Origin of the sequence: Azospirillum cavernae (assembly GCF_003590795.1) — a bacterium.
Classification (GTDB): domain Bacteria; phylum Pseudomonadota; class Alphaproteobacteria; order Azospirillales; family Azospirillaceae; genus Azospirillum; species Azospirillum cavernae.
On record NZ_QYUL01000001.1, the window covers coordinates 155,376 to 174,088 of the forward strand.

The following is an 18,713-nucleotide window of genomic DNA, read 5'->3' on the forward strand; positions in this document are numbered from 1 at the left end:
GCGATCCGCCGGGCTATCCCGGTCGGATTCGGGCGTCGTCGACAAAGACGCGCGCCGCCTCCTGCGCCAGGGGGGCGAAGACCGACGCGTCGGTTCCGGTCATCCAGGCTTGCGCCCCCAAAGCGAGGATTTCGCCAAACAGCGCCTCGCGGCGGTCGGGGTCGAGATGGGCGGCGACCTCGTCCAGCAGCAGCAGCGGCGCGGCCCCGCGTTCGGCGGCCAGCAGCCGGGCGTTGGCCAGAACGATGGCGATCAACAGCGCCTTTTGCTCGCCCGTCGAACAGAGCGCGGCGGGCATGTCCTTGGCGGCGTGGCGCACGGCCAGATCGCTTTTGTGCGGGCCGACCGTCGCGCCGCCGCTGTCGGCGTCGCGACGGCGGTTGTCGCGCAGGCTGCGGCGCAGGGAATCTTCGGCGTCGAGCGCCGGGCCTTGGTCGAGCCAATCCTCCACCGCGCCCGCCACGGCCAGATCGGCGCCGGGGAAGGGGCCGACGGCGCGGTCGCAGGCGGCGCGCAGGCGTTGGATCACCTCGCGCCTTGCGGCGGCGACGGCGACGCCGGTGGTCGCCATCTGGTCTTCCAACCCGCCGAGCCAACCCTGGTCAAACCGGCCCTCGCGCAGCAGGCGGGCGCGTTCGCGCAAGGTGTGTTCGTAGCGCGACAGCCGTCCGGCGTGGGCGGGGTCGAAGCCGAAGACCAGCCGGTCGAGAAAGCGGCGGCGCCCGCTGGAGCTTTCGACGAACAGCCGGTCCATCGCCGGGGTCAGCCAGATCACGGCGACATGCTCGGCCAAGGCGGTCTGGCTTTTCGCCGGGCGTCCGTCGATGTGGACCAGACGGCGGTCGCGGTCGGTTGGGCGCGGCGGGCCGAGGTGTGGTTCGCGTCCCGTGCCGATCTCCACCGGGCCGCCCGGCGTGTCGAGCGTGGCGGCGACCGCCCAGCCGGACCCCGGGGGGGAGCCGATGCGTTCGACCTCCGCCAGCTTCGCCCCGCGCAGGCCGCGACCGGGGGCGAGGAAGCTGACGGCCTCCAGCAGATTGGTTTTGCCCGCGCCGTTCGGGCCGATCAGCGCCACCGGGCGTTGGTCGCTGTCCAGCCGGGCGGAGTCGTAGCCGCGAAAACGCGTCAGCGTCAGCCGCCGCACCGCCAAGGCGGGCGTCACAACGCGGGGGGCGGCCCGATCATCAACCGTCATGGGCGAATCTGGTGGGGGCGGATCGGTTGGCGGTCACAGGGAGGCCAAGGGGCGCGGCTGGGGCAGGAAACCCCCGCCGTCCCATCACACCCGCATCGGCATCAGGACATAGAGCGCGGTGGAATCGACGACGTCGCGGATGATCGTCGGCGACGCGGCGTCGGCCAGGGTGAAGCGGGCGCCCTCCCCCTCGATCTGCTGGGTGATGTCGAGCAGATAGCGGGAGTTGAAGCCAATCTCCATCGGGCCGTCCTGATAGCTGACCTCCAGCTCTTCCGTCGCGCTGCCCGCTTCCGGGCTGGTCGCCGACAGGGTCAGGGTGCCGCGCGTCAGCGACAGTTTCACCGCCCGGCTCTTTTCGGTGGAGATGGTGGCGACGCGGTCAACGGCGGCGGCGAACAGCTTGGCGTCCACCTCCATCACCTTGTCGTTGCCGACCGGGATGACCCGTTCGTAATCGGGGAAGGTGCCGTCGATCAGCTTCGACGTCACGACCACCGAATCAAAGCCGAAGCGGATCTTGTTCTCCGACATCGAGATTTGGATGCGGTCGGCGGCCTCGTCGATCAGCTTGCGAATTTCATTCACGGTCTTGCGCGGCACGATGACGCCGGGGATGCCGTCGGCGCCCTCGGGCAGCGGCATTTCCACCCGCGCCAGACGGTGGCCATCGGTGGCGACCGCGCGCAGAACCGGCAAATCCGTCCCACCCGACTTGGCGCGCGCGGCGTGCAGATAGATGCCGTTCAGGTAATAGCGGGTTTCTTCGGTGGAGATGGCGAAGCGGGTGCGATCCACCAGCCCGCGCAGATCGGCGGCGGACACCGCGAAGCTGTGCTTCAACTCGCCGCCGGAAAGTTGCGGGAAATCGTCCACCGGCAGGCAGGACAGCCGGAATTGCGAGCGGCCCGACCGCAGGGTCAACAAGGCGCCGTCGCCGCTGATGTCCAACTCGACCTGGCTGCCGTCGGGCAGCTTGCGGACGATGTCGTACAGCGTGTGGGCCGGGGCGGTGGTTCCGCCGGGACGGGTGACGCTGGCCGGGACCGACTCGACGATTTCCAGGTCCATGTCGGTGGCGGCCAGCGACAGCTCGCCGTCCTTCGCGCGCAACAGGACGTTGGAGAGAATGGGAATGGTGTTCCGCCGCTCGACCACACTCTGCACGTGACCCAGAGACCGGAGAAGGGCGGCGCGTTCGATGGTGATGTTCATTGCTGTCGTCGTCTCGGCGGCGGGTCGTTGCGGGCGCAGGCTGGTGGACGGTTCTGCCCACAAGCGGGCGCGCATCATACCATAAAGGCGCTTGTGTCGAACCAAATTCGTGCGTTGGGCGGCTGGCGCGAGCGGTTCAGAAAACCCAAAAGGCGAGGCGTTTGGGTTTTTCCGCCGTGGCGCGGCTTCTCTTGGCCGCCGCCCGTCAAACCGCGTGGCGCAAGCGCCGACGCTACGCGGAAAACCCTGGTTTCTCACGAATCTCCTGGAACTCTTCAGGCGTCATCCGACGGCGGCGATTTTGCTCGGAATGAGGGAGGCGACCATTCGGCTCAAATCGTCGATGCGCTTGGATTGCTCTTCCCCTCGGGCGTTGGAGGCGACCAGCAGGGGGTACATCGCCTTCAGCATGTCTTTCATCTCGACGATGTCCGCTTCGATTTTGGCGAGGCGGTTGTCCGTGCTTTGCGTCATTGTCGCCTCTGTCGCGGGCTGCGCCGTTTTTGCAGCGCAACCAATTTGGAATTGTTGGTCCTATCGATCAATCGCGCTCTTTCGGCAAGCGCATCTTATCCCTGAAAACGCTTCATCACAAGAACGCCCCCCGTCACCGCTCCCGCGTTTCGTGCAGGCGCAGGATCGCCACGAAGTCGGCGCTTTGCCAGTGGCGGGAGCGGGTCAGTTCCGCGCGGACGGAGGCGACGAAGGCGTCGATCACCGCCCATTCCTCCTCGCCGATGGTTTGGATCTCGTCCAGATAGATGTGGACGACGCGGTGCAGGCCCTGGCTGACCGGGCTGATCCAGGGATCGACGCTTTCCCCCATCGCCGTCATCAGACGGCGGATGCGCAGCAGATGGGCCATGCGGTGCGTCGGCTTTTCGTGCTCCTCCGCCTTCATCGCCTGGATGAAGGCGATGCGCCCGCTTTCCACCGCGTAGAGCCGCAGCGATTTCAGTTCCGGGTTGGCGTAACCGGCGGCGCCCAGATAGCGGCCCCAGCGCCAGACCAGTTCCAGCAGCCACACCACATCGTCGTGATCGGCCACCGGGTTGTGTCGGGAGACCATCGCCGCCTGCATGCGGGACGCCAGCGCGGGGATGACGGTGGTGGTCAGGCAGCGGCTGACCTCGGCCAACTGGGTGCGGATCGCTGGGCCGCTGGTGCGGCTGGCGAGAAAACCGCAGCCGGTCAGCGCGGTCAGCGAGCGGTCGAACCGTTCCACCGCGTTGGTCAGCAGGTCGCGGGTGGCGCTGTTGACCGACAGCACGCCGCCGTCGCGGATGTCCACATCGCCGAACATGCCGTCCACCACCTCGCGGATGGTGATGCTGGCGGCGTTGAAATGGGCGAGCAGGGCGCGCAACAGGGGGTGCGACTCGCGCACCGTCGGGCCGCCATGCTCACGGATGTGGCGCAGGAACACGTCGTAGCGGCGCTTGACGTTCAGCCCATAGAGCGGGGCGAACCAAGCCAAAACCTGGGTTTGGTCGCGGAAGGGCAGGCCGAGATCGCGCACCCGGCGGACGAAGCCGACCATCAGCGCCGATTGGCAATCAACCTCGACCGAGCGGCCATCGCCGCCGCCCTGCATCTCGTCGATGTCGCGGCGCATCCGTTCGGTCAGCGGGACCAGCACGGCGTTGTGCTCCAGCAGGGCGCGGACGAAGCCCAGCATGTCGCTGTCGATGGCGGCCTTGCGGTTCAGATATTGCGTGCGCAGGCGCGCGTCCTGCAACGCCTCGTCGTTGGCGAGCGCCAGGAAACGGTCGGTCGCCTTGCGGTCGGCGGTCAGCCGGGTCAGATAATCCAGCGCCTCCCGCCGCATCGACTCGCGCAAGCCCATCGCCTGCGGGCTGGACAGCACGGCGTCGAGCATGGCGTCGCGCGACAGATCGTCGAGATGGCTTTGCACCTCGGCGGCCAGCGCCGGGAAGGCGTATTGGACCAGCGCCGCCCAGATCCCGCCCATGTCCACGCGCTGGATCAGCGCCGGAATCGCTTCGGGCGCGCGGTAGAGCACATGGTCATCGACCAGGAACGGCTCGAACAGGCCGGTGAACAGACGGCGCGCCTTCATCGGGCGCAGCCGGTTGAAGTGATCGACCAGCGCCTCGCGCAGATGGCGGGCGCGCTCGCCGTTGGTGGTGGAGGCGCCATCGACGGCGTCCAGCACCGACCGGATCGCGTGCATCGGGATGCGCGCCACAACCTCGTCCATCTGCCGCCGGAAGGCGGTGGACGCCAGACTCTCCGCCGCCGGGCTTTCAACGGGCAACGCGGAGTCTTTTGGCAACATGGCGGATATTGCGCTGTTCATGCCCCACACCCTCGCCGGATCGCCGTCGTCAATCCAAGCATAATCCAGCGAGATTGTTAAATATCCTTTTCCAAGCGGCAAAGTCTTTTGTGACGTTTTCGATTAATATCCGGGTATGTTTTTGTTTTGCTTCGAGGTCGAAGCGGTTTCCCTGCCCGCGACCGTGTGATCGCTTCCCTTTTGGTCATCACTCTTTGGGCATAGTCTTTTGGTTAGGCGTTCTGTTCCGCCGCGAACTGGGCGTCCAGACCGGCGCGGTAGTCAGGATAGGCCAGCGTCACGCCCAATTGCCGCTTGATCCGGTCGTTCTTCACCCGGCGGCAGTCGGTGTAGAAGCTGGCGGCCATCGGCGACAGCTCCGCCTGATCGAAGGGAATCAACGGTGGCGGCTCCACCCCCAGCAGGCGGCAGGCGTGCTCCACCACCTCGTGCGAGGGGGTGGGCAGATCGTCGGCGACGTTGTAGACCGCGCCCAGCGTCGGCTTGGCCATGGACGCGCGCAGCGTCGTCGCGATGTCGTCCACATGGACGCGGCAGAACACCTGCCCCGGCTTGTCCACCCGCTTGGCCTCGCCCGCCCGCACCGAATCGAGCGCGCTGCGGCCCGGCCCATAGATCCCGGCCAGCCGGAACAGATGCATCGGCACGCCATATTGCCGGTAGATCCCCAACCAGCCGCGTTCGGCCTCCACCCGGCGTTTCTGGCGGTCGCCGGTCGGCTTCAGCCACGCCGCCTCGCTCACCCATTCGCCCTTGGTGTCGCCATAGACCCCGGTGGTGGACAGATAGCCCGCCCAATCCAGGGTGCGCAGATCGGCCAATTCGCGGGCGTGGTGGTCCAGCACCGGATCGCCCTTGGCGTCGGGCGGCACGCTGACCAGCAGGTGAGTCGCGCCGTCCAGCGCCGCGCGGGCGTCGGCCAGCGGGCGGCCCCGGTCGAAGACGAACGCCTCAATCCCCTCGGCCTCCAGGGCGGCGCGCTTCTCTTCGCTGCGGCAGGTGGCGGCGATCCGCCAGCCTTCGGCGCGCAAGCCGTCTGCGAAGACGCGGGCGGTGTAGCCAAGGCCGAACACGAACAGGCGGGGTGCGGTCATCGGAGCTTCCTTACGGGCGTTCTCAGGCCCTTGCGTCGGACGGAGCGATGGCGGAGTGTAAGGCGACCATGATCCGACGCAACGCTTTCATCACGCTGGCCGCCCTGTCGCTGTCGACGGCGGCCTTGCTCCCCCTTCCGGTCCAGGCCGCCGCGCCCGCTTCGGCGTCGGCTTCGGCGCTGGATCCCAATCGGACGCTCAGGGAATGCGCGGCGAAGGCCGAAAGCGATCCCGACGTCGCTTTTGAACAGGCCCTGCGCTGGCAGGAGAAGGGCGGCGGCGACCTCGCCCGGCTCTGTCAGGCGCTGGCGCTGTTCCACAAGGGCGACTTCAAGGCCGCTGGCGCGCGGTTGGAGGAGTTGGCCCCGCTGCTGGGCAAGGACGACCCCAAGGCGGCGGCCTCGATCCTGGGGCGCGGCGGCTGGGCGTGGCTGCGGGCGGGCGACCAGGTTCGGGCGGAAAAGCTCTACAGCGCGGCGTTGGACAAGCAGCCGGGCGACGTCGATCTGCTGATCGACCGCGCCTTTGCCCGCGCCGAGGGTGAACGTTTCTGGGACGCCATCGCTGATTTGGACGCGGCGCTGGCCAAGGATCCCAAACGGGCCGACGCCTATCTCTATCGGGCGGAGGCGCACAAGGCGCTGTCGAACCACCGGCAGGCGCTGGCCGACATCGACCGCGCGCTGGAGCTGAAGCCGGGCGATCCGGAAGCCATCCTGCTGCGCGGCAACGTCAAGGCGCTGAGCGGCAGCGTCAACGGGGCGCGCGACGATTGGGCGTTGGTCAAGCGGCTGGCCCCTGACAGCGAGTTCGGGCGCGCGGCGGCGGTCAATCTGGAGCGCGCGGCCAAGATGGCCAGCGCCCCGCCGGAGCGGGCGCCGGACAAAGCGAAGACGCCGTAAGGGTTTGCGTTTCTTCCGCGATTCGTCACCGTTGCTCCTTGGTCATGACTGTCAAACTGTAACATCCCCACAGTAACCTCCCGCCCGCTCGCCAAAACAAGGCCGCGCCACTCAGCCGCGCGCCACGCCAGCCGTTTGCCCTCAAGAGGGGGCGGGAGACACCAGTCATGACCAATTCGTCCGTCATTCATTCCGAAACGTCGCGCCGTTCCGTGCTGCGCATGCTGGCCGGGATGCCGCTGCTGCCGGTCGCCGGGGGCGTCGGCGGCCTGCTGTTCGCCTCGGGCGCGGAGGCCGCCGCCGCCAAGGGCGCGCCGGTGTCCGTCGAGTTCGTCGGCATGGCCGCGCCGACGACCGCCGCCGCGCAGGCGACGACCACGGTCGAATCCAGCATGGTCGTGAGCTGGGCCGACGGCACGAAGCAGAGCTTCGCGCTGGGCTATCAGCCGCTGTTCATCACCGGCGATCTTGTGCCGGACGGCAAGGGCGGCACGACCCTGGCGGGCGGCTATTACGACATCAACGGCAAGCCGATCCTCGACGCCTCGCTGGCGACGCCGAGTCCGTTCTTCTCCGATTGCCCGGACGGCTGCAACCTGTTGAACCCGATGCCCGCCACCGTGCCGGGCGTGTCGGGCAACACCCTGTTCGCCGTGGTGCAGTTCGAATACGCCACCCGCGATTCCAAGGACGCGTCGATGTACGGCCGCCTGCCGTCGCCCATCGCCGTCCTGACGCTGGACCAGAACAAGGAGACCGGCGCGCTGAAGCTGGTGCAGTACCACACGGTGGACACCAGCCCGGTCCATGGCCTGTGGATCACCTGCGGCGCCAGCCTGTCGCCCTGGAACACCCATCTGTCGAGCGAGGAGTATGAGCCGGACGCGACCGCGCTTGACGACCAGTTCCGCGCCTACAGCCAGAATCTGTTCGGCGACGCCAACAAGGCCAACCCCTATCACTACGGCCATATGCCCGAGGTGACGGTCAAGCCTGACGGCACCGGCAGCATCAAGAAGCATTACTGCATGGGCCGCATCTCGCACGAGCTGGTGCAGGTCATGCCCGATCTGCGCACCGTGTTGATGGGCGACGACACCACCAACGGCGGCCTGTTCATGTTCATCGCCGACAAGGCTTCCGACCTGTCGGCGGGCGCGCTTTACGCCGCCAAGATGATCCAGGAAGAGGGCAAGGATCTCGACAAGGGCGGCGCCTTTGCCCTGAAGTGGGTCAAGCTGGGTCACGCCACCAGCGCCGAAATCGAAAAGCTGGCGGACAGCCTGAAGGCCGCCGACATCGTTGAGGTCAAGAAGGAGGATCCGAAGGATCCCTCCTTCGCCGCCATCGGCTTCAACGGCAAGACCCAGTGGGTCAAGTTCAAGCCGGGCATGGAGAAGGCCGCCGCCTTCCTGGAAACCCACCGCTACGCCCCGACCGTCGGCGCCACGCTGGCACTGACCAAGCTGGAAGGCGTCACCGTCAACGCCAAGGACAAGACCGCCTATATGGCCGTGTCCTACATGTACAAGTCGATGAGCGACGGCAAGAGCGGCATCAAGGTCAACACCATCAACGCCGGCGCCGTCTATCAGTTGCCGATGACCGGCGGTCAGACCGACGCCGCCGGGGCCGCCATCAACAGCGATTGGGTTCCGGTGCATTTCAGCGCCGTCCCAGCCCTGGTCGGCAAGGATCTGGCGACCCCCGACGCGCTGGGCAACACCGCCCACGCCGACTTCATCGCCAACCCGGACAATCTGAAATTCTCCGAACGCCTGCGCACGCTGTTCGTCGGCGAGGACAGCGGCAACCACGTCAACAACTTCCTGTGGGCCTACAACGTCGACAGCAAGGCGCTGAGCCGCATCCTGTCCTGCCCGGCGGGCGCGGAATCGACCGGCCTGCAAGCGGTCGACGACGTCAACGGCTTCGCCTACATCATGAGCAACTTCCAGCATCCCGGCGATTGGGAAAAGGGCCTGCATGAGAAGGTCAAGGACAGCGTCGCCGGTCTGATTGATGGCGCCTACCGCAACCGCCGCAGCGGCGGCGTCGGCTACATCCACGGTCTGCCGCAGCCGGTCTGAGTTTTTCTGACCGATCGAACGAAAAAACGCGGCCGAGCGATCGGCCGCGTTTTTTCATGCGCGCTCCAAACCCTTGCAAAGCGGGGCCGGACCCACCAAAGCTTACGCCCATGACGTCCTCTCACGCTTCGTCGGGCGGCGCTCTTGGGCTTGGCGGTCGGGTGGTCGCCGTGCTGGGGCCGACCAACACCGGCAAGACCTATCTGGCGATCGAGCGGATGCTTGGTCACAAGTCGGGCATGATCGGCTTTCCCCTGCGGTTGCTGGCGCGGGAAAACTACGACCGCATCGTCGCCATCAAGGGCAAGCAGGCCGTCGCCCTGGTGACGGGGGAGGAAAAAATCCTGCCCCCCAATCCGTCCTGGTGGGTGTGCACGGTCGAATCCATGCCGCTCGACCGGGTGGTCGATTTTCTGGCGGTCGATGAGATCCAGCTCTGCGCCGATCCCGAACGCGGTCACATCTTCACCGACCGGCTGCTGAACGCGCGCGGGCTGGTGGAGACGATGTTCCTCGGTTCCGATTCCATGCAGCCGTTGATCCGCAAGCTGGTTCCGCGTGCCGAGTTCATCAACCGCCCGCGCTTTTCCCAATTGACCTACGCCGGGCACAAGAAGCTGACCCGGCTGCCGCCGCGCTCCGCCGTCGTCGCCTTTTCCGCCACCGACGTCTACGCGATGGCCGAGTTGATCCGCCGCCAGCGCGGCGGCACGGCGGTGGTGCTGGGCGCCCTGTCGCCCCGCACCCGCAACGCCCAGGTGGCGCTGTATCAGGCGGGGGAGGTCGATTATCTGGTGGCGACCGACGCCATCGGCATGGGGCTGAACATGGACGTCGACCATGTCGCCTTCGCCCGCATGGTGAAGTTCGACGGCTTCGCCCCCCGCCGCCTGCGCGCCGCCGAGGTGGCGCAGATCGCCGGGCGGGCCGGGCGCCACATGCGCGACGGCACCTTTGGCACCACCGACGAGGTGGGCGAACTGGACGCCGACACCATCAACCGCGTCGAAAACCACGAGTTCGAGACGCTGAAGACGCTGACCTGGCGCAACAGCGCCCTGCGCTTCGACACGCCGGGCTTCCTGCTGAAAGCGCTGGAGGAGCGCGCGCCCATCGCCGAATTGAGCCGGTCGCGCGACGCCGACGACCATCTGGCCCTTCAGGCTTTGGTTCGCGACCAGGAGGTGTTGGATCTCGCCAAGGGCCGCGACGCCGTGCGGTTGTTGTGGGAGGTCTGCCAGATCCCCGATTTCCGCAAGGTGCTGTCGGACGCCCACACCCGCCTGTTGGGGCAGATTTACAAATCCCTGCGCACCGGCTTCGGGCGGCTGGACAGCGATTGGGTCGGCAAGCAGATCGCCCGGCTGGATCGGACGGAGGGCGACATCGACGCGCTGGTCGCCCGCATCGCCCACATCCGCACCTGGACCTACATCTCCAACCGGCCCACGTGGCTGACCGACCCGCTGCATTGGCAGGAGCGCACCCGCGCCATCGAGGACCAACTGTCCGACGCCCTGCACGAACGCTTGACGCAACGCTTCATTGATCGCCGGTCGGCCAGCCTGTCGCGCACGCTGAAGGATGGCCGCGCCCTGATCGGCGGCGTCCGCGCCGATGGCGAGGTGGTGGTGGAGGGGCATGTCGTCGGGCGGCTGGAGGGCTTCCGCTTCGTCGCCGACGCGCCGGACCGTTCCGAGGAGGCCCGCGCCCTGGAAACCGCCGCGCGGCGGGCGCTGCGCGATGAGTTGGCCAAGCGGCTGCGCCTGTTCGAGCAGGAACCTGACGACGCTTTCGCCCTTGGCCCCGACGGGCTGTTGAGCGTCCATGGCGTGAGCGTGGCCAAGCTCGCCGCCGGGCCGTCGGTGTTGACGCCGCTGGTGGTTCCCTTTGACGAGGGGATGCTCGACCAAGCCCAGCGCGAGCGGGTGCGCGCCCGGTTCGATCAGTGGCTCAAGTGGCATGTCGCCGCCCGGCTGAAGCCGCTGTTCGCGCTGGCCGACGCCGACGGGTTGTCGGGCGCCGCGCGGGGGCTGGCCTTTCAACTGGTCGAGGGGCTGGGGGTTCTGCCGCGCCCGCCGGTCGCCGCCTTGGTCGAAGGGCTGGAGCGCGAGGACCGCAAGGCGCTGACCCGGCTGGGCGTGCGGCTGGGCGTGTCGCACCTGTATCTGACGGCGCTGGCCAAACCGGCAGCGGTGGCCCTGCGCGGGCTGCTGTGGGCCGTCGCCACCGGCCACGCGTTGCCGGTGCCGCTGCCGCCGCCGGGGCGGGTGTCGGTCGCGGCGACCGGCGCGCCGCCCGCCTTTTGGGAGGCGATTGGTTATCCGGTGGCGTCGGCCAAAGCGGGCGATCAAAAGGGTGGAGAGGGGCGGGCGCTGCGGGTGGACATGCTCGACCGGCTGGAGACGGAGATGCTGACCCTGGCCAAATCCGGCGCGTCGGCGTCCGAAACGGCGCTTGGCCAACGGGTCGGCCTGTCGGCGGAGGAGTTGGCCGGGGTGTTGACTGGCCTGGGTTACGCCCGCAGCGTGGCGGAGGATGGCGCGGTGACGTGGAAACGGCGGCGCCCGTCGGCGACCAAGCCCCGGCGCGACCGCGCGCCGGTCAACGCCGACCATCCCTTCGCCAAGTTGCGTCAACTGTCGGGAGGGTGAAGGCCGTCCGGGGACGATTTCCCCCTCCCCATCCCTCCCCCGCTTTGCGGGAGAGGGGGCCGGATCCTTGTGAGCTTGCGGCGGAGTTCCCTCTCCCGCGAAGCGGGGGAGGGTTAGGGAGGGGGAAGAAACGCTCAACGATCGACCAACGGAATCAACCAGCATGGACCGAGAACCATGAGCGACGACGACAGCGACGGCCTTCCACCCGGACGGCTGCGCATCGACAAATGGCTGTGGTACGCGCGTTTCTTCAAGACGCGCAGTCTGGCCGCCAAAACCTGCAACGACGGCGGCGTCCGGCTGTCCGGCGCGGTCGTCAGCAAGGCGCACGCGGCGGTGAAGCCGGGCGACGTGCTGACCTTCGCGCAGGGGCGGCACATCCGCGTCATCAAGGTGCTGGCGCTGGGAAGCCGACGCGGCCCAGCCCCGGAGGCCCAGGCGCTTTACGAGGATCTCGCCCCGCCGGTGGCGGAGGAGCGGTTGGAGGATCCTTACCGCGCGCCCGGCTCAGGCCGCCCGACCAAACGCGACCGTCGCGCGTTCGACGCCCTGCGCGGGGAGGGGGAGTAGGCGCGAAGGCTTATGCCACGGCGTCCATGGACAAGGGCGACGGCTGGACGGCAACCTGGTTCCGTCCGGCCTTTTTGGCGGCGTAAAGGGCTGTGTCCGCCGCCTGGATCATGAGATCCCAGCTCGGATAGCCGCCATCCGACCAGGCGACGCCAAGGCTGGTCGTGACCGGAATGCGGTCGCCGCGATGTTGGACGACGAGCGATGCGACCAACCGGCAAAGGCGCTCTCCCGCCGCCTTGGCGTCGGCCAGACTGAGGCCGGGCATGTAAAGGACAAACTCCTCGCCGCCGGTGCGGGCGAAGCGGTCTTGCAGGCGCAGATTTCGGCTGACCTCATCGGCGAAGGCGCGCAACACATGATCGCCCGCCGCATGGCCATAGCGGTCGTTGATCGTTTTGAAATGGTCGAGATCCAGCATCATGATGGTGTCGCCGCGCCTGATGACGCCCGGCATGCGGGCGTCCATCCAGCGGCGGTTGCCGATGCCGGTCAGGCTGTCGATTTCAGCGGCGAGGCGCAGCGCGTTCTCGGCGCGCTCCTTCACGACGCCATAGACCAGAATGGTGATTCCAAAATTGCAGAATGTTTGAAAACCAAAACCAAGGGCAATGTTGGGGACGCTGATCCGACCCAGCGTCATCATCAGAAACTCAACGGCGTAGACCACGGCCGCCAATCCAAAAATGATGGTCAATGGGCGACGGGACGGCAGCGGATCAATCCGTTGGTCGCGCGCGACCTCGCGGGCGGCGGCCAGCAGGAACAGGAACGCGGTGATGTGGAACGCGCTCGCCCTCAGTTGGTTGTCGGCGGTGAAGTGTGTGATCGCGGCAAGGCACAGCCACGCGATTGGAAGCAGCAGCAGGACCCATGGGCGGCGCAGCCCCCGACCGCTGCTGAGCGCGCGGGCGCCAAGCCAAAGACAGGCGTAACTGAGGCTTCCGATGGCGAGGCTTCCGGGTTGCCAAAGCCAAGCGGGCAAGACGTCGCGCTCGCCAAGCCCGGCGCTGAACGATCCAGCCGCCAGCCCCAGAAACGCGGCGGCAAGCAGAGCAAGCCCCTTTGTTTCCAAGGATTGTTGCCGCAAATGAATGAAGCCCATCGCTCCGGCAATGAGAGACGTCATGTGCAAGACAAGAACGGTGGAGATGTCCAGAGGGATCATGGGTTGGCTGGATTTTCGCCCGTTCGGAGGGGGGGTGACGTATTTTTGTAATATTATGGAAAAATGTAAGAGTTGGTCGAGATTCAGTCACGTTGAAGCGATATTAGCGATATTTCTCCGTAGAACACAAGCGAACGCGATCAATGACCGAGCGCGACGCTGGGACGTCATGCGTCGCAAGCCCTGTGTGAGCAGAGGGCGCGTCCCGAATGTCCTTGCGGTCCCGTTGTGGGGGCGTCACTGGTCGCAACCGGCGCGCGCCCTATATGGTGGGTTGGTCGAAAACGCCCGCCGCGACGGGCGCGCGCCCGTGTCTTCGACCGCCGCGCAAGAAATCTGTCCATTCGTTGTGATCCGAATCCTTCCCCGTTGCGTATCTCTAGCAACAGGGCGCGCCGACGCCCGTCCATTCCCCGGAAACCGGGAGGATTGGGCGGGAACAACGGCCAAGCCCAACAGGCGTGAGACAGGCTGCACCATCGGAACACGGCGCCGCCCAGACGGGAAGGAAGGGACGGATGGCTTACATCGACGATCCAGAGACGCAGCGGGCTAACCTGAGCTTTATCAAGGCGTCCATGCGCGAACCGCTGCTGTCGCGGGACCATGAGTTCGAGCTGGCCCGCAAATGGCGGGAAGACGGCGACGAACGCGCCTTGCACGAGCTGGTGCGGGCCTACACCCGGCTGGTCATCGCCACCGCCTCGCGCTTCCGCAATTACGGTCTGCCGATGGGCGATCTGGTGCAGGAGGGCAATGTCGGTCTGATGCAGGCGGCGGGCCGCTTCGAGCCGGACCGCGAGGTGCGCTTTTCCACCTACGCCGCCTGGTGGATCCGCTCGGCCATGCAGGATTACATCCTGCGCAACTGGTCGATCGTCCGCACCGGCACCACCGCCGCGCAGAAATCGCTGTTCTTCAACCTGCGCCGCCTGCGCGCCAAGATCGACAGCGCGTCGCAGAACGGCAATGGCGCCCGCATGACCCAGGAAGGCCGCGCCTGGATCGCGGGCGAACTGAACGTCGCGGTGGCCGAGGTCGAGGCGATGGAGATGCGCCTGTCGGGGGCCGACCAGTCGCTGAACACCCCGGTCGCCGACGGGTCGGACGATGATTGGCAGGATTTCCTGGCCGACCAACGTCCCTCGCCCGAAGAGGTGGTGATCGGCCTGCGTGACGCCAACACCCGCTCGCAATGGCTGGCCGAGGCGTTGGGCGAACTCAGCCCGCGCGAACGCACCATCATCCAGGAACGCCGTCTGCGCGACGAAGGCGCGACCCTGGAAGAGCTGGGCCGCGAGTTGGGCGTCAGCAAGGAACGGGTCCGCCAATTGGAGTCCCGCGCCCTGATGAAGCTGCGCGATTCGATGCTGAAGCGCGTTGAAGATTCGGGCGATCTGGTCGCCAACCTGTAAGCGTTTCGGATTGGCCGCATTCTGCCCCCTCCCTAGCCCTCCCCCGCTCACGCGGGAGAGGGAATTTCGCCGTGAGCCGACAAGTTTGCCGCCCCCCTCTCCCGCTGTTAAGCGGGGGAGGGTTGGGGAGGGGGCAAAGCGTCGCCGGATCGATGCGCCTCCGCTCAATCCGCCCCTGACAAAATTCTTCCCTTGTCGGCAGACCCCGGTTCCGCGACCGGCGTCGGTTTCTGTCCGGCGTCTTCGGCAGTCGCCACCAACCGCCACAATTCCGTCGTGCCGCTGCGTCCGCGCAGGGAGCGTCCGCCCTGGCGGACCAGCGGGGCGGCTCCGCCCCCCTTGGCGGCGGTGACGCCGCTGGTCAGCACGATGACCTCCGCCTCGCCCTGAAGCGCGGCGGACAATTCCTCGATCCGGGCGGCGACGTTCACCGTGTCGCCGACGATGGTGTAATTGATCCGGTTGGCCGAGCCGATGTTGCCGACCACCACCGGGCCGCTGTGCAGGCCGATTCGCACGCGGATCGGCTCTTGCCCGGCGCCGACCCGTTTGCCGTTGTCGGCCAGCACCGCGTGATGGATGGCGTGGGCGGCGCGCAGCGCGCGGGCGGCGTGGTCTTCCTGTTTTTCGGGGGCGCCCCAGAAGGCCATCAGCGAATCGCCGATGAATTTGTCCACCGTGCCGCCCTCCGCCTCGATGCAGGCGGCGAGCAGGGTGAAATGCTCGTTCAGCAGGGTGGCGGTGTCGGCGGCGCTGCGGTGTTCGGCCATGCGGGAAAAGCCGCGAATGTCGGTGAACATCACCGTCACCTCGCGCAGCACCGAATCCAGCCCGTCGCCCTGTGTTTCGCGCTGGCGCATCAGGCGCAGCACCAGCGCCTTGGGCACATAGGTTTCAAACCAGCGCAGGCCCGCGACCATCGCGTTGAAGGCGGTGGCGGCGCGCGCCATTTCCTGCAAGCGCGAGTCGGGCAGATCGGCGATGGTCTGGAACTCGAACGCGCGGACTCGGTCGGCGGCCTCGGCCAGCCGGGCGACCTGGCGGCTGATCTTGCGCCCGACAAACAGCGCGACCGCCACCGAAATCAGCAGGATGGCCAGCCCGGCCAGCCCGGTCTTGACCAGCCGTTGAACCTCGCCATTCATCTCGCTTTCGCGGAAGCCGATGCCGATGATCCATTCCCGCTGGCCATAGCCCGCCATCGACCGCATCAGAAACAGGTAATCGTCGCCCGCGATGTGGACGGATTGACCCTCCACCCGCTTTTTCAGCGCCTGAACCGGCACGCCCTTGCTCCACAGCGCGGCGAGCGCCGGGTCGTCCACCTGGTCGATGCGCGGCAGCGGCGGGCCGTCGGGCTTGTTGGAGAAATCGAAGCTTCGCCCGACCAGGGCCGGGTGGGCCAAAACATGCTCATGATCGTACAAGACAAAGGCGTTCAGCCCCTGTTCGACATAGAGCACCGACAAAAAGCGCGACAGATCGCCCAGCGACACGCCGACTGCCACCTGCCCCAGATAGCGGCCGTCGCGCCGCACCGGCTGGTAGAGCGTGATGAGGCTGTTCGAGGCCTCCTTCAGCCAAAAGGGATCGGCCCAGGCGGCGGCGCCCCGGCTGGGGCCGTTCAGAACCTCGGGCGGGATGCCGTCGTCGCCTTGCATGTCCATGGCCCCGGCCATCAAGCCGCCGTTCAACCGCCCGGCCTGCGCGCCGGTCAGGTCGGGGCGCAGGAAGGCGATTCCGGTCACGTCGGGGGCCGCCGCCAGCGCGCCGCGCAGGGTGATGGTCAGCCGGTCGGCGTCGTCGGGATCCAACTCCCCGCGCTCGATCAGACCGGCGACGAAGCGGGCCATGTCGCGGGCGGGATCCAGTTGGTGGCGGACTCGCACCTCGACCCCGGCCAGCGCCAGATCGGCCTTGTCGTTCAGCAGGGCGAATGTGTTGGTGCTGGCGCTGACCAGCCCCAGAACCAGAACGCTGGCCACCGCCGCCAGCATCAGCGAGCCGAAGCCAGCCACCAGAACCGCCGCGATGGGCAAGCGAATCCGTTTCCGGGGCGCGAGCCGGGCGCTGTCCGTCGGGGACGCTGGGGGGCTGTCAAGCATGGCGGGCAAATTAGCCGACAGGGCTGGATTGGGGCAACCCACGCGGCGCCCGCGACGGGTGAAATAAAAAAGAATTCACGCGGCGATCCTGAACGGCGGCGCTCTTGCCGGACAGGGGCGGGAGCGTCATAGGGTTGAGTCATGAAACCCCGTCGCCATTGCCTGAAGCTTGCGGCGATCCTCCTGCCGCCACTGACCGCCGCGCCCGCCATCGCGGCGTCGGCGGAGACCTGGCGCGTGGTCGCGGTGGTCGATGGCGACACGCTGGCGTTGGAGGATGGGCGGCAGGTCCGCTTGGCGGGGATCGAGGCGGCGAAACCGCCCCGATACGCCGCCGCCGATGGTGGCCGTCCCTGGCCGCTGGCCAAGGCGGCGACGGCGGCGCTGAGTGAACTGGCGTTGGGGCGGATGGTGACGCCGCGCGGGGCCGTTTTGGTGGACCGGCACGGGCGGCTGCTGGCCCATCTGCTGCGCGAGGATGGGCTGTGGTTGCAGGCGGAGATGCTGGCGCGCGGCCACGCCCGCGTCCACACCCGGCCCGACGCCCGCGCCTTCGCCGCCGAGATGCTGGCGACCGAGGATGGCGCGCGCAACGCCCAGCGCGGCCTGTGGCGAACCCGCGTCTACGCCCTTCGCCCCGCCGATCCCGACGCGCTGGCCCGCGACCGCGACAGCTTCCAGATTGTGGAGGGACGGGTGCTGCGCGTCACCAAGACCGGCGGCGAGGCCTATCTGGATTTCGGCGCGGATTGGCGCACCGACGTCACCGTCCACATCGCCCGCCCGGTGATGCGCGACTTCGCCAAGGCGGGCATCGACCCGCTGTCTTATGAGGGCAAACGAATCCGCGTTCGGGGCTGGATCGGCCTGCGCAGCGGCCCCATGATTGAGGCGAACCACCCGGAGCAGATCGAACGGTTGGAGGGCGGGGCCGTGACCGTGCCGTCGTCACCGCCGTCACAGCAACCGCCGCCGCCGCCCCGATCCGCGTCCGCTGTTCGGCCCCCCGATACCGCGCCGGACGCTCATCCTGACGCCCATCTTGAGGAGGAGGACCCTGAATGATCGCACGCCTGCTGACCGCCTGCCTGTTTCTGGTCGCCATGGTTCTGCCGGTCCAGGCCGCCGGGCCGGTGTTGACCATCGTCCTTGCGGGCGTCGAACGGACCATCGACCGCGACGCCCTGCTCGCCCGCTCCGACGTGGTGACGGTCGATATTCCGAACGACGTTTCCTATGGCCGTCCGATGCGCTACCGCGCCGTGCCGCTGGCCAGCCTGATCGCCGCCGACCAATTTCCCAAGGACGCGGTGCTGGAGGGCATCGCCAGCGACGGTTTTGCCGCGCTGTTGCCGCCGGAGCTGTGTTTGCGCACCGCCGACAGCGGGTCGGTCGCCTTTCTGGCGGTGGAGCCGCCCGATCAACCCTGGCCGCCGCTGCCGGGCAAGGAGGTTTCCGCCGGTCCCTTCTATCTAGTGTGGGTGCGGCCCGAGGCGTCGGGCGTGCGCAGCGAACAATGGCCTTACCAGCTCGCCCGCTTCGCCAGCACCGACAGCCCGTTGAAGCGCTGGCCGCAATTGGCGGTGGACGCCGCGCTGCCGCCGGATTCGCCGATCCGCGCCGGGCAAACCGCCTTCGTCACCCAATGCATGGCCTGCCACACGCTGAACGGGGCGGGCAGCGCCAATGTCGGGCCGGATCTGAACCGCCCGATGAACCCGACCGAATATCTGACCCCGTCGGGGCTGGCCAAGCTGATCCGCGACCCGCGCGCGGTGCGGAGCTGGCCCAACCAGCAGATGCCCGGCTTTGACGTCGGCATGCTGAGCGACGGCGATTTGGAGCGGGTCATCGCCTATCTGACCCACATGGCCGGGCGGAAGACGCCGTAAAATCGTCGCGGCCTTGGGGTTTTGCCCGCTGGCGCAACCCCGCGTCGGTCCTTTACACTCGTGGCTCGCACCACAGGACCGACGCCCCCA

At 67.5% G+C, this 18,713-nt stretch carries 14 protein-coding genes; 7 read left to right on the forward strand and 7 right to left on the reverse strand.

The window, feature by feature from the left end:
- Positions 1-13 precede the first annotated feature (13 nt).
- The 5 genes from recF to D3877_RS00745 all read right to left on the reverse strand — a co-directional run bounded on the left by recF (position 14) and on the right by D3877_RS00745 (position 5,824).
- Positions 14-1,195, reverse strand: coding sequence for a DNA replication/repair protein RecF (gene recF / locus D3877_RS00725; RefSeq protein ID WP_119828896.1), 1,182 nt, complete (start codon positions 1,193-1,195; stop codon positions 14-16).
- Positions 1,196-1,279: 84 nt separating this feature from the next.
- Positions 1,280-2,410, reverse strand: coding sequence for a DNA polymerase III subunit beta (dnaN, locus tag D3877_RS00730; protein ID WP_119828897.1), 1,131 nt, complete (start codon positions 2,408-2,410; stop codon positions 1,280-1,282).
- A 282-nt stretch (positions 2,411-2,692) separates the two neighbouring features.
- Entirely contained in the window at positions 2,693-2,884 is a 192-nt protein-coding gene (locus D3877_RS00735) for a hypothetical protein (RefSeq protein ID WP_119828898.1), read from the reverse strand.
- A gap of 133 nt (positions 2,885-3,017) precedes the next feature.
- A complete protein-coding gene (locus tag D3877_RS00740; RefSeq protein WP_238474659.1) occupies positions 3,018-4,688 on the reverse strand; it encodes a hypothetical protein in 1,671 nt (556 codons plus the stop codon).
- A 254-nt stretch (positions 4,689-4,942) separates the two neighbouring features.
- Positions 4,943-5,824 carry an SDR family oxidoreductase gene (locus tag D3877_RS00745; RefSeq protein ID WP_119828899.1) on the reverse strand — a complete coding sequence of 294 codons (882 nt, stop codon included), beginning with the start codon at positions 5,822-5,824 and terminating at the stop codon, positions 4,943-4,945.
- Positions 5,825-5,892: 68 nt separating this feature from the next.
- Between D3877_RS00745 and D3877_RS00750 the strand changes: the two genes are divergently transcribed.
- From D3877_RS00750 to D3877_RS00765, 4 genes are all read left to right on the forward strand, one after another.
- Positions 5,893-6,726 carry a tetratricopeptide repeat protein gene (locus D3877_RS00750; RefSeq protein WP_119828900.1) on the forward strand — a complete coding sequence of 278 codons (834 nt, stop codon included), beginning with the start codon at positions 5,893-5,895 and terminating at the stop codon, positions 6,724-6,726.
- 167 nt (positions 6,727-6,893) lie between these two features.
- On the forward strand, positions 6,894-8,816 hold the full coding sequence (locus tag D3877_RS00755; RefSeq protein WP_119828901.1) for a PhoX family protein: 1,923 nt from the start codon (positions 6,894-6,896) through the stop codon (positions 8,814-8,816).
- Between the two features lie 110 nt (positions 8,817-8,926).
- Positions 8,927-11,470 (forward strand): helicase-related protein, encoded by a 2,544-nt coding sequence (locus tag D3877_RS00760; RefSeq protein WP_119828902.1) that lies wholly within the window; start codon positions 8,927-8,929, stop codon positions 11,468-11,470.
- A 177-nt stretch (positions 11,471-11,647) separates the two neighbouring features.
- Entirely contained in the window at positions 11,648-12,043 is a 396-nt protein-coding gene (locus tag D3877_RS00765) for an RNA-binding S4 domain-containing protein (RefSeq protein WP_119828903.1), read from the forward strand.
- A 10-nt stretch (positions 12,044-12,053) separates the two neighbouring features.
- Here the strand turns inward: D3877_RS00765 and D3877_RS00770 are convergent, their stop codons facing one another.
- Positions 12,054-13,172 (reverse strand): GGDEF domain-containing protein, encoded by a 1,119-nt coding sequence (locus D3877_RS00770; RefSeq protein WP_158599753.1) that lies wholly within the window; start codon positions 13,170-13,172, stop codon positions 12,054-12,056.
- 557 nt (positions 13,173-13,729) lie between these two features.
- Here D3877_RS00770 and D3877_RS00775 point away from each other — a divergent pair.
- Entirely contained in the window at positions 13,730-14,626 is an 897-nt protein-coding gene (locus D3877_RS00775; protein WP_119828905.1) for an RNA polymerase factor sigma-32, read from the forward strand.
- A 164-nt stretch (positions 14,627-14,790) separates the two neighbouring features.
- Here D3877_RS00775 and D3877_RS00780 read toward each other — a convergent pair whose 3' ends face one another.
- Positions 14,791-16,731 carry an adenylate/guanylate cyclase domain-containing protein gene (locus D3877_RS00780; RefSeq protein WP_119828906.1) on the reverse strand — a complete coding sequence of 647 codons (1,941 nt, stop codon included), beginning with the start codon at positions 16,729-16,731 and terminating at the stop codon, positions 14,791-14,793.
- A gap of 141 nt (positions 16,732-16,872) precedes the next feature.
- Here D3877_RS00780 and D3877_RS00785 point away from each other — a divergent pair, with 141 nt between their 5' ends.
- Together D3877_RS00785 and D3877_RS00790 are read left to right on the forward strand one after the other, a co-directional pair.
- Positions 16,873-17,796, forward strand: coding sequence for a thermonuclease family protein (locus D3877_RS00785; RefSeq protein ID WP_119828907.1), 924 nt, complete (start codon positions 16,873-16,875; stop codon positions 17,794-17,796).
- Positions 17,793-18,623 (forward strand): c-type cytochrome, encoded by an 831-nt coding sequence (locus D3877_RS00790; protein WP_119828908.1) that lies wholly within the window; start codon positions 17,793-17,795, stop codon positions 18,621-18,623. Before D3877_RS00785 ends, D3877_RS00790 begins: the two co-directional genes overlap by 4 nt.
- Positions 18,624-18,713: the final 90 nt, after the last annotated feature.

Excerpts from the sequence above, each read along its gene's own strand:
- recF (WP_119828896.1), bottom strand. The coding sequence starts at position 1,195 with ATGACGGTTGATGATCGGGCCGCCCCCCGCGTTGTGACGCCCGCCTTG.
- dnaN (WP_119828897.1), bottom strand. The coding sequence starts at position 2,410 with ATGAACATCACCATCGAACGCGCCGCCCTTCTCCGGTCTCTGGGTCAC.
- D3877_RS00735 (WP_119828898.1), bottom strand. The coding sequence starts at position 2,884 with ATGACGCAAAGCACGGACAACCGCCTCGCCAAAATCGAAGCGGACATC.
- D3877_RS00745 (WP_119828899.1), bottom strand. The coding sequence starts at position 5,824 with ATGACCGCACCCCGCCTGTTCGTGTTCGGCCTTGGCTACACCGCCCGC.
- D3877_RS00750 (WP_119828900.1), top strand. The coding sequence starts at position 5,893 with ATGATCCGACGCAACGCTTTCATCACGCTGGCCGCCCTGTCGCTGTCG.
- D3877_RS00755 (WP_119828901.1), top strand. The coding sequence starts at position 6,894 with ATGACCAATTCGTCCGTCATTCATTCCGAAACGTCGCGCCGTTCCGTG.
- D3877_RS00760 (WP_119828902.1), top strand. The coding sequence starts at position 8,927 with ATGACGTCCTCTCACGCTTCGTCGGGCGGCGCTCTTGGGCTTGGCGGT.
- D3877_RS00765 (WP_119828903.1), top strand. The coding sequence starts at position 11,648 with ATGAGCGACGACGACAGCGACGGCCTTCCACCCGGACGGCTGCGCATC.
- D3877_RS00770 (WP_158599753.1), bottom strand. The coding sequence starts at position 13,172 with ATGACGTCTCTCATTGCCGGAGCGATGGGCTTCATTCATTTGCGGCAA.
- D3877_RS00775 (WP_119828905.1), top strand. The coding sequence starts at position 13,730 with ATGGCTTACATCGACGATCCAGAGACGCAGCGGGCTAACCTGAGCTTT.
- D3877_RS00780 (WP_119828906.1), bottom strand. The coding sequence starts at position 16,731 with ATGCTTGACAGCCCCCCAGCGTCCCCGACGGACAGCGCCCGGCTCGCG.
- D3877_RS00785 (WP_119828907.1), top strand. The coding sequence starts at position 16,873 with ATGAAACCCCGTCGCCATTGCCTGAAGCTTGCGGCGATCCTCCTGCCG.
- D3877_RS00790 (WP_119828908.1), top strand. The coding sequence starts at position 17,793 with ATGATCGCACGCCTGCTGACCGCCTGCCTGTTTCTGGTCGCCATGGTT.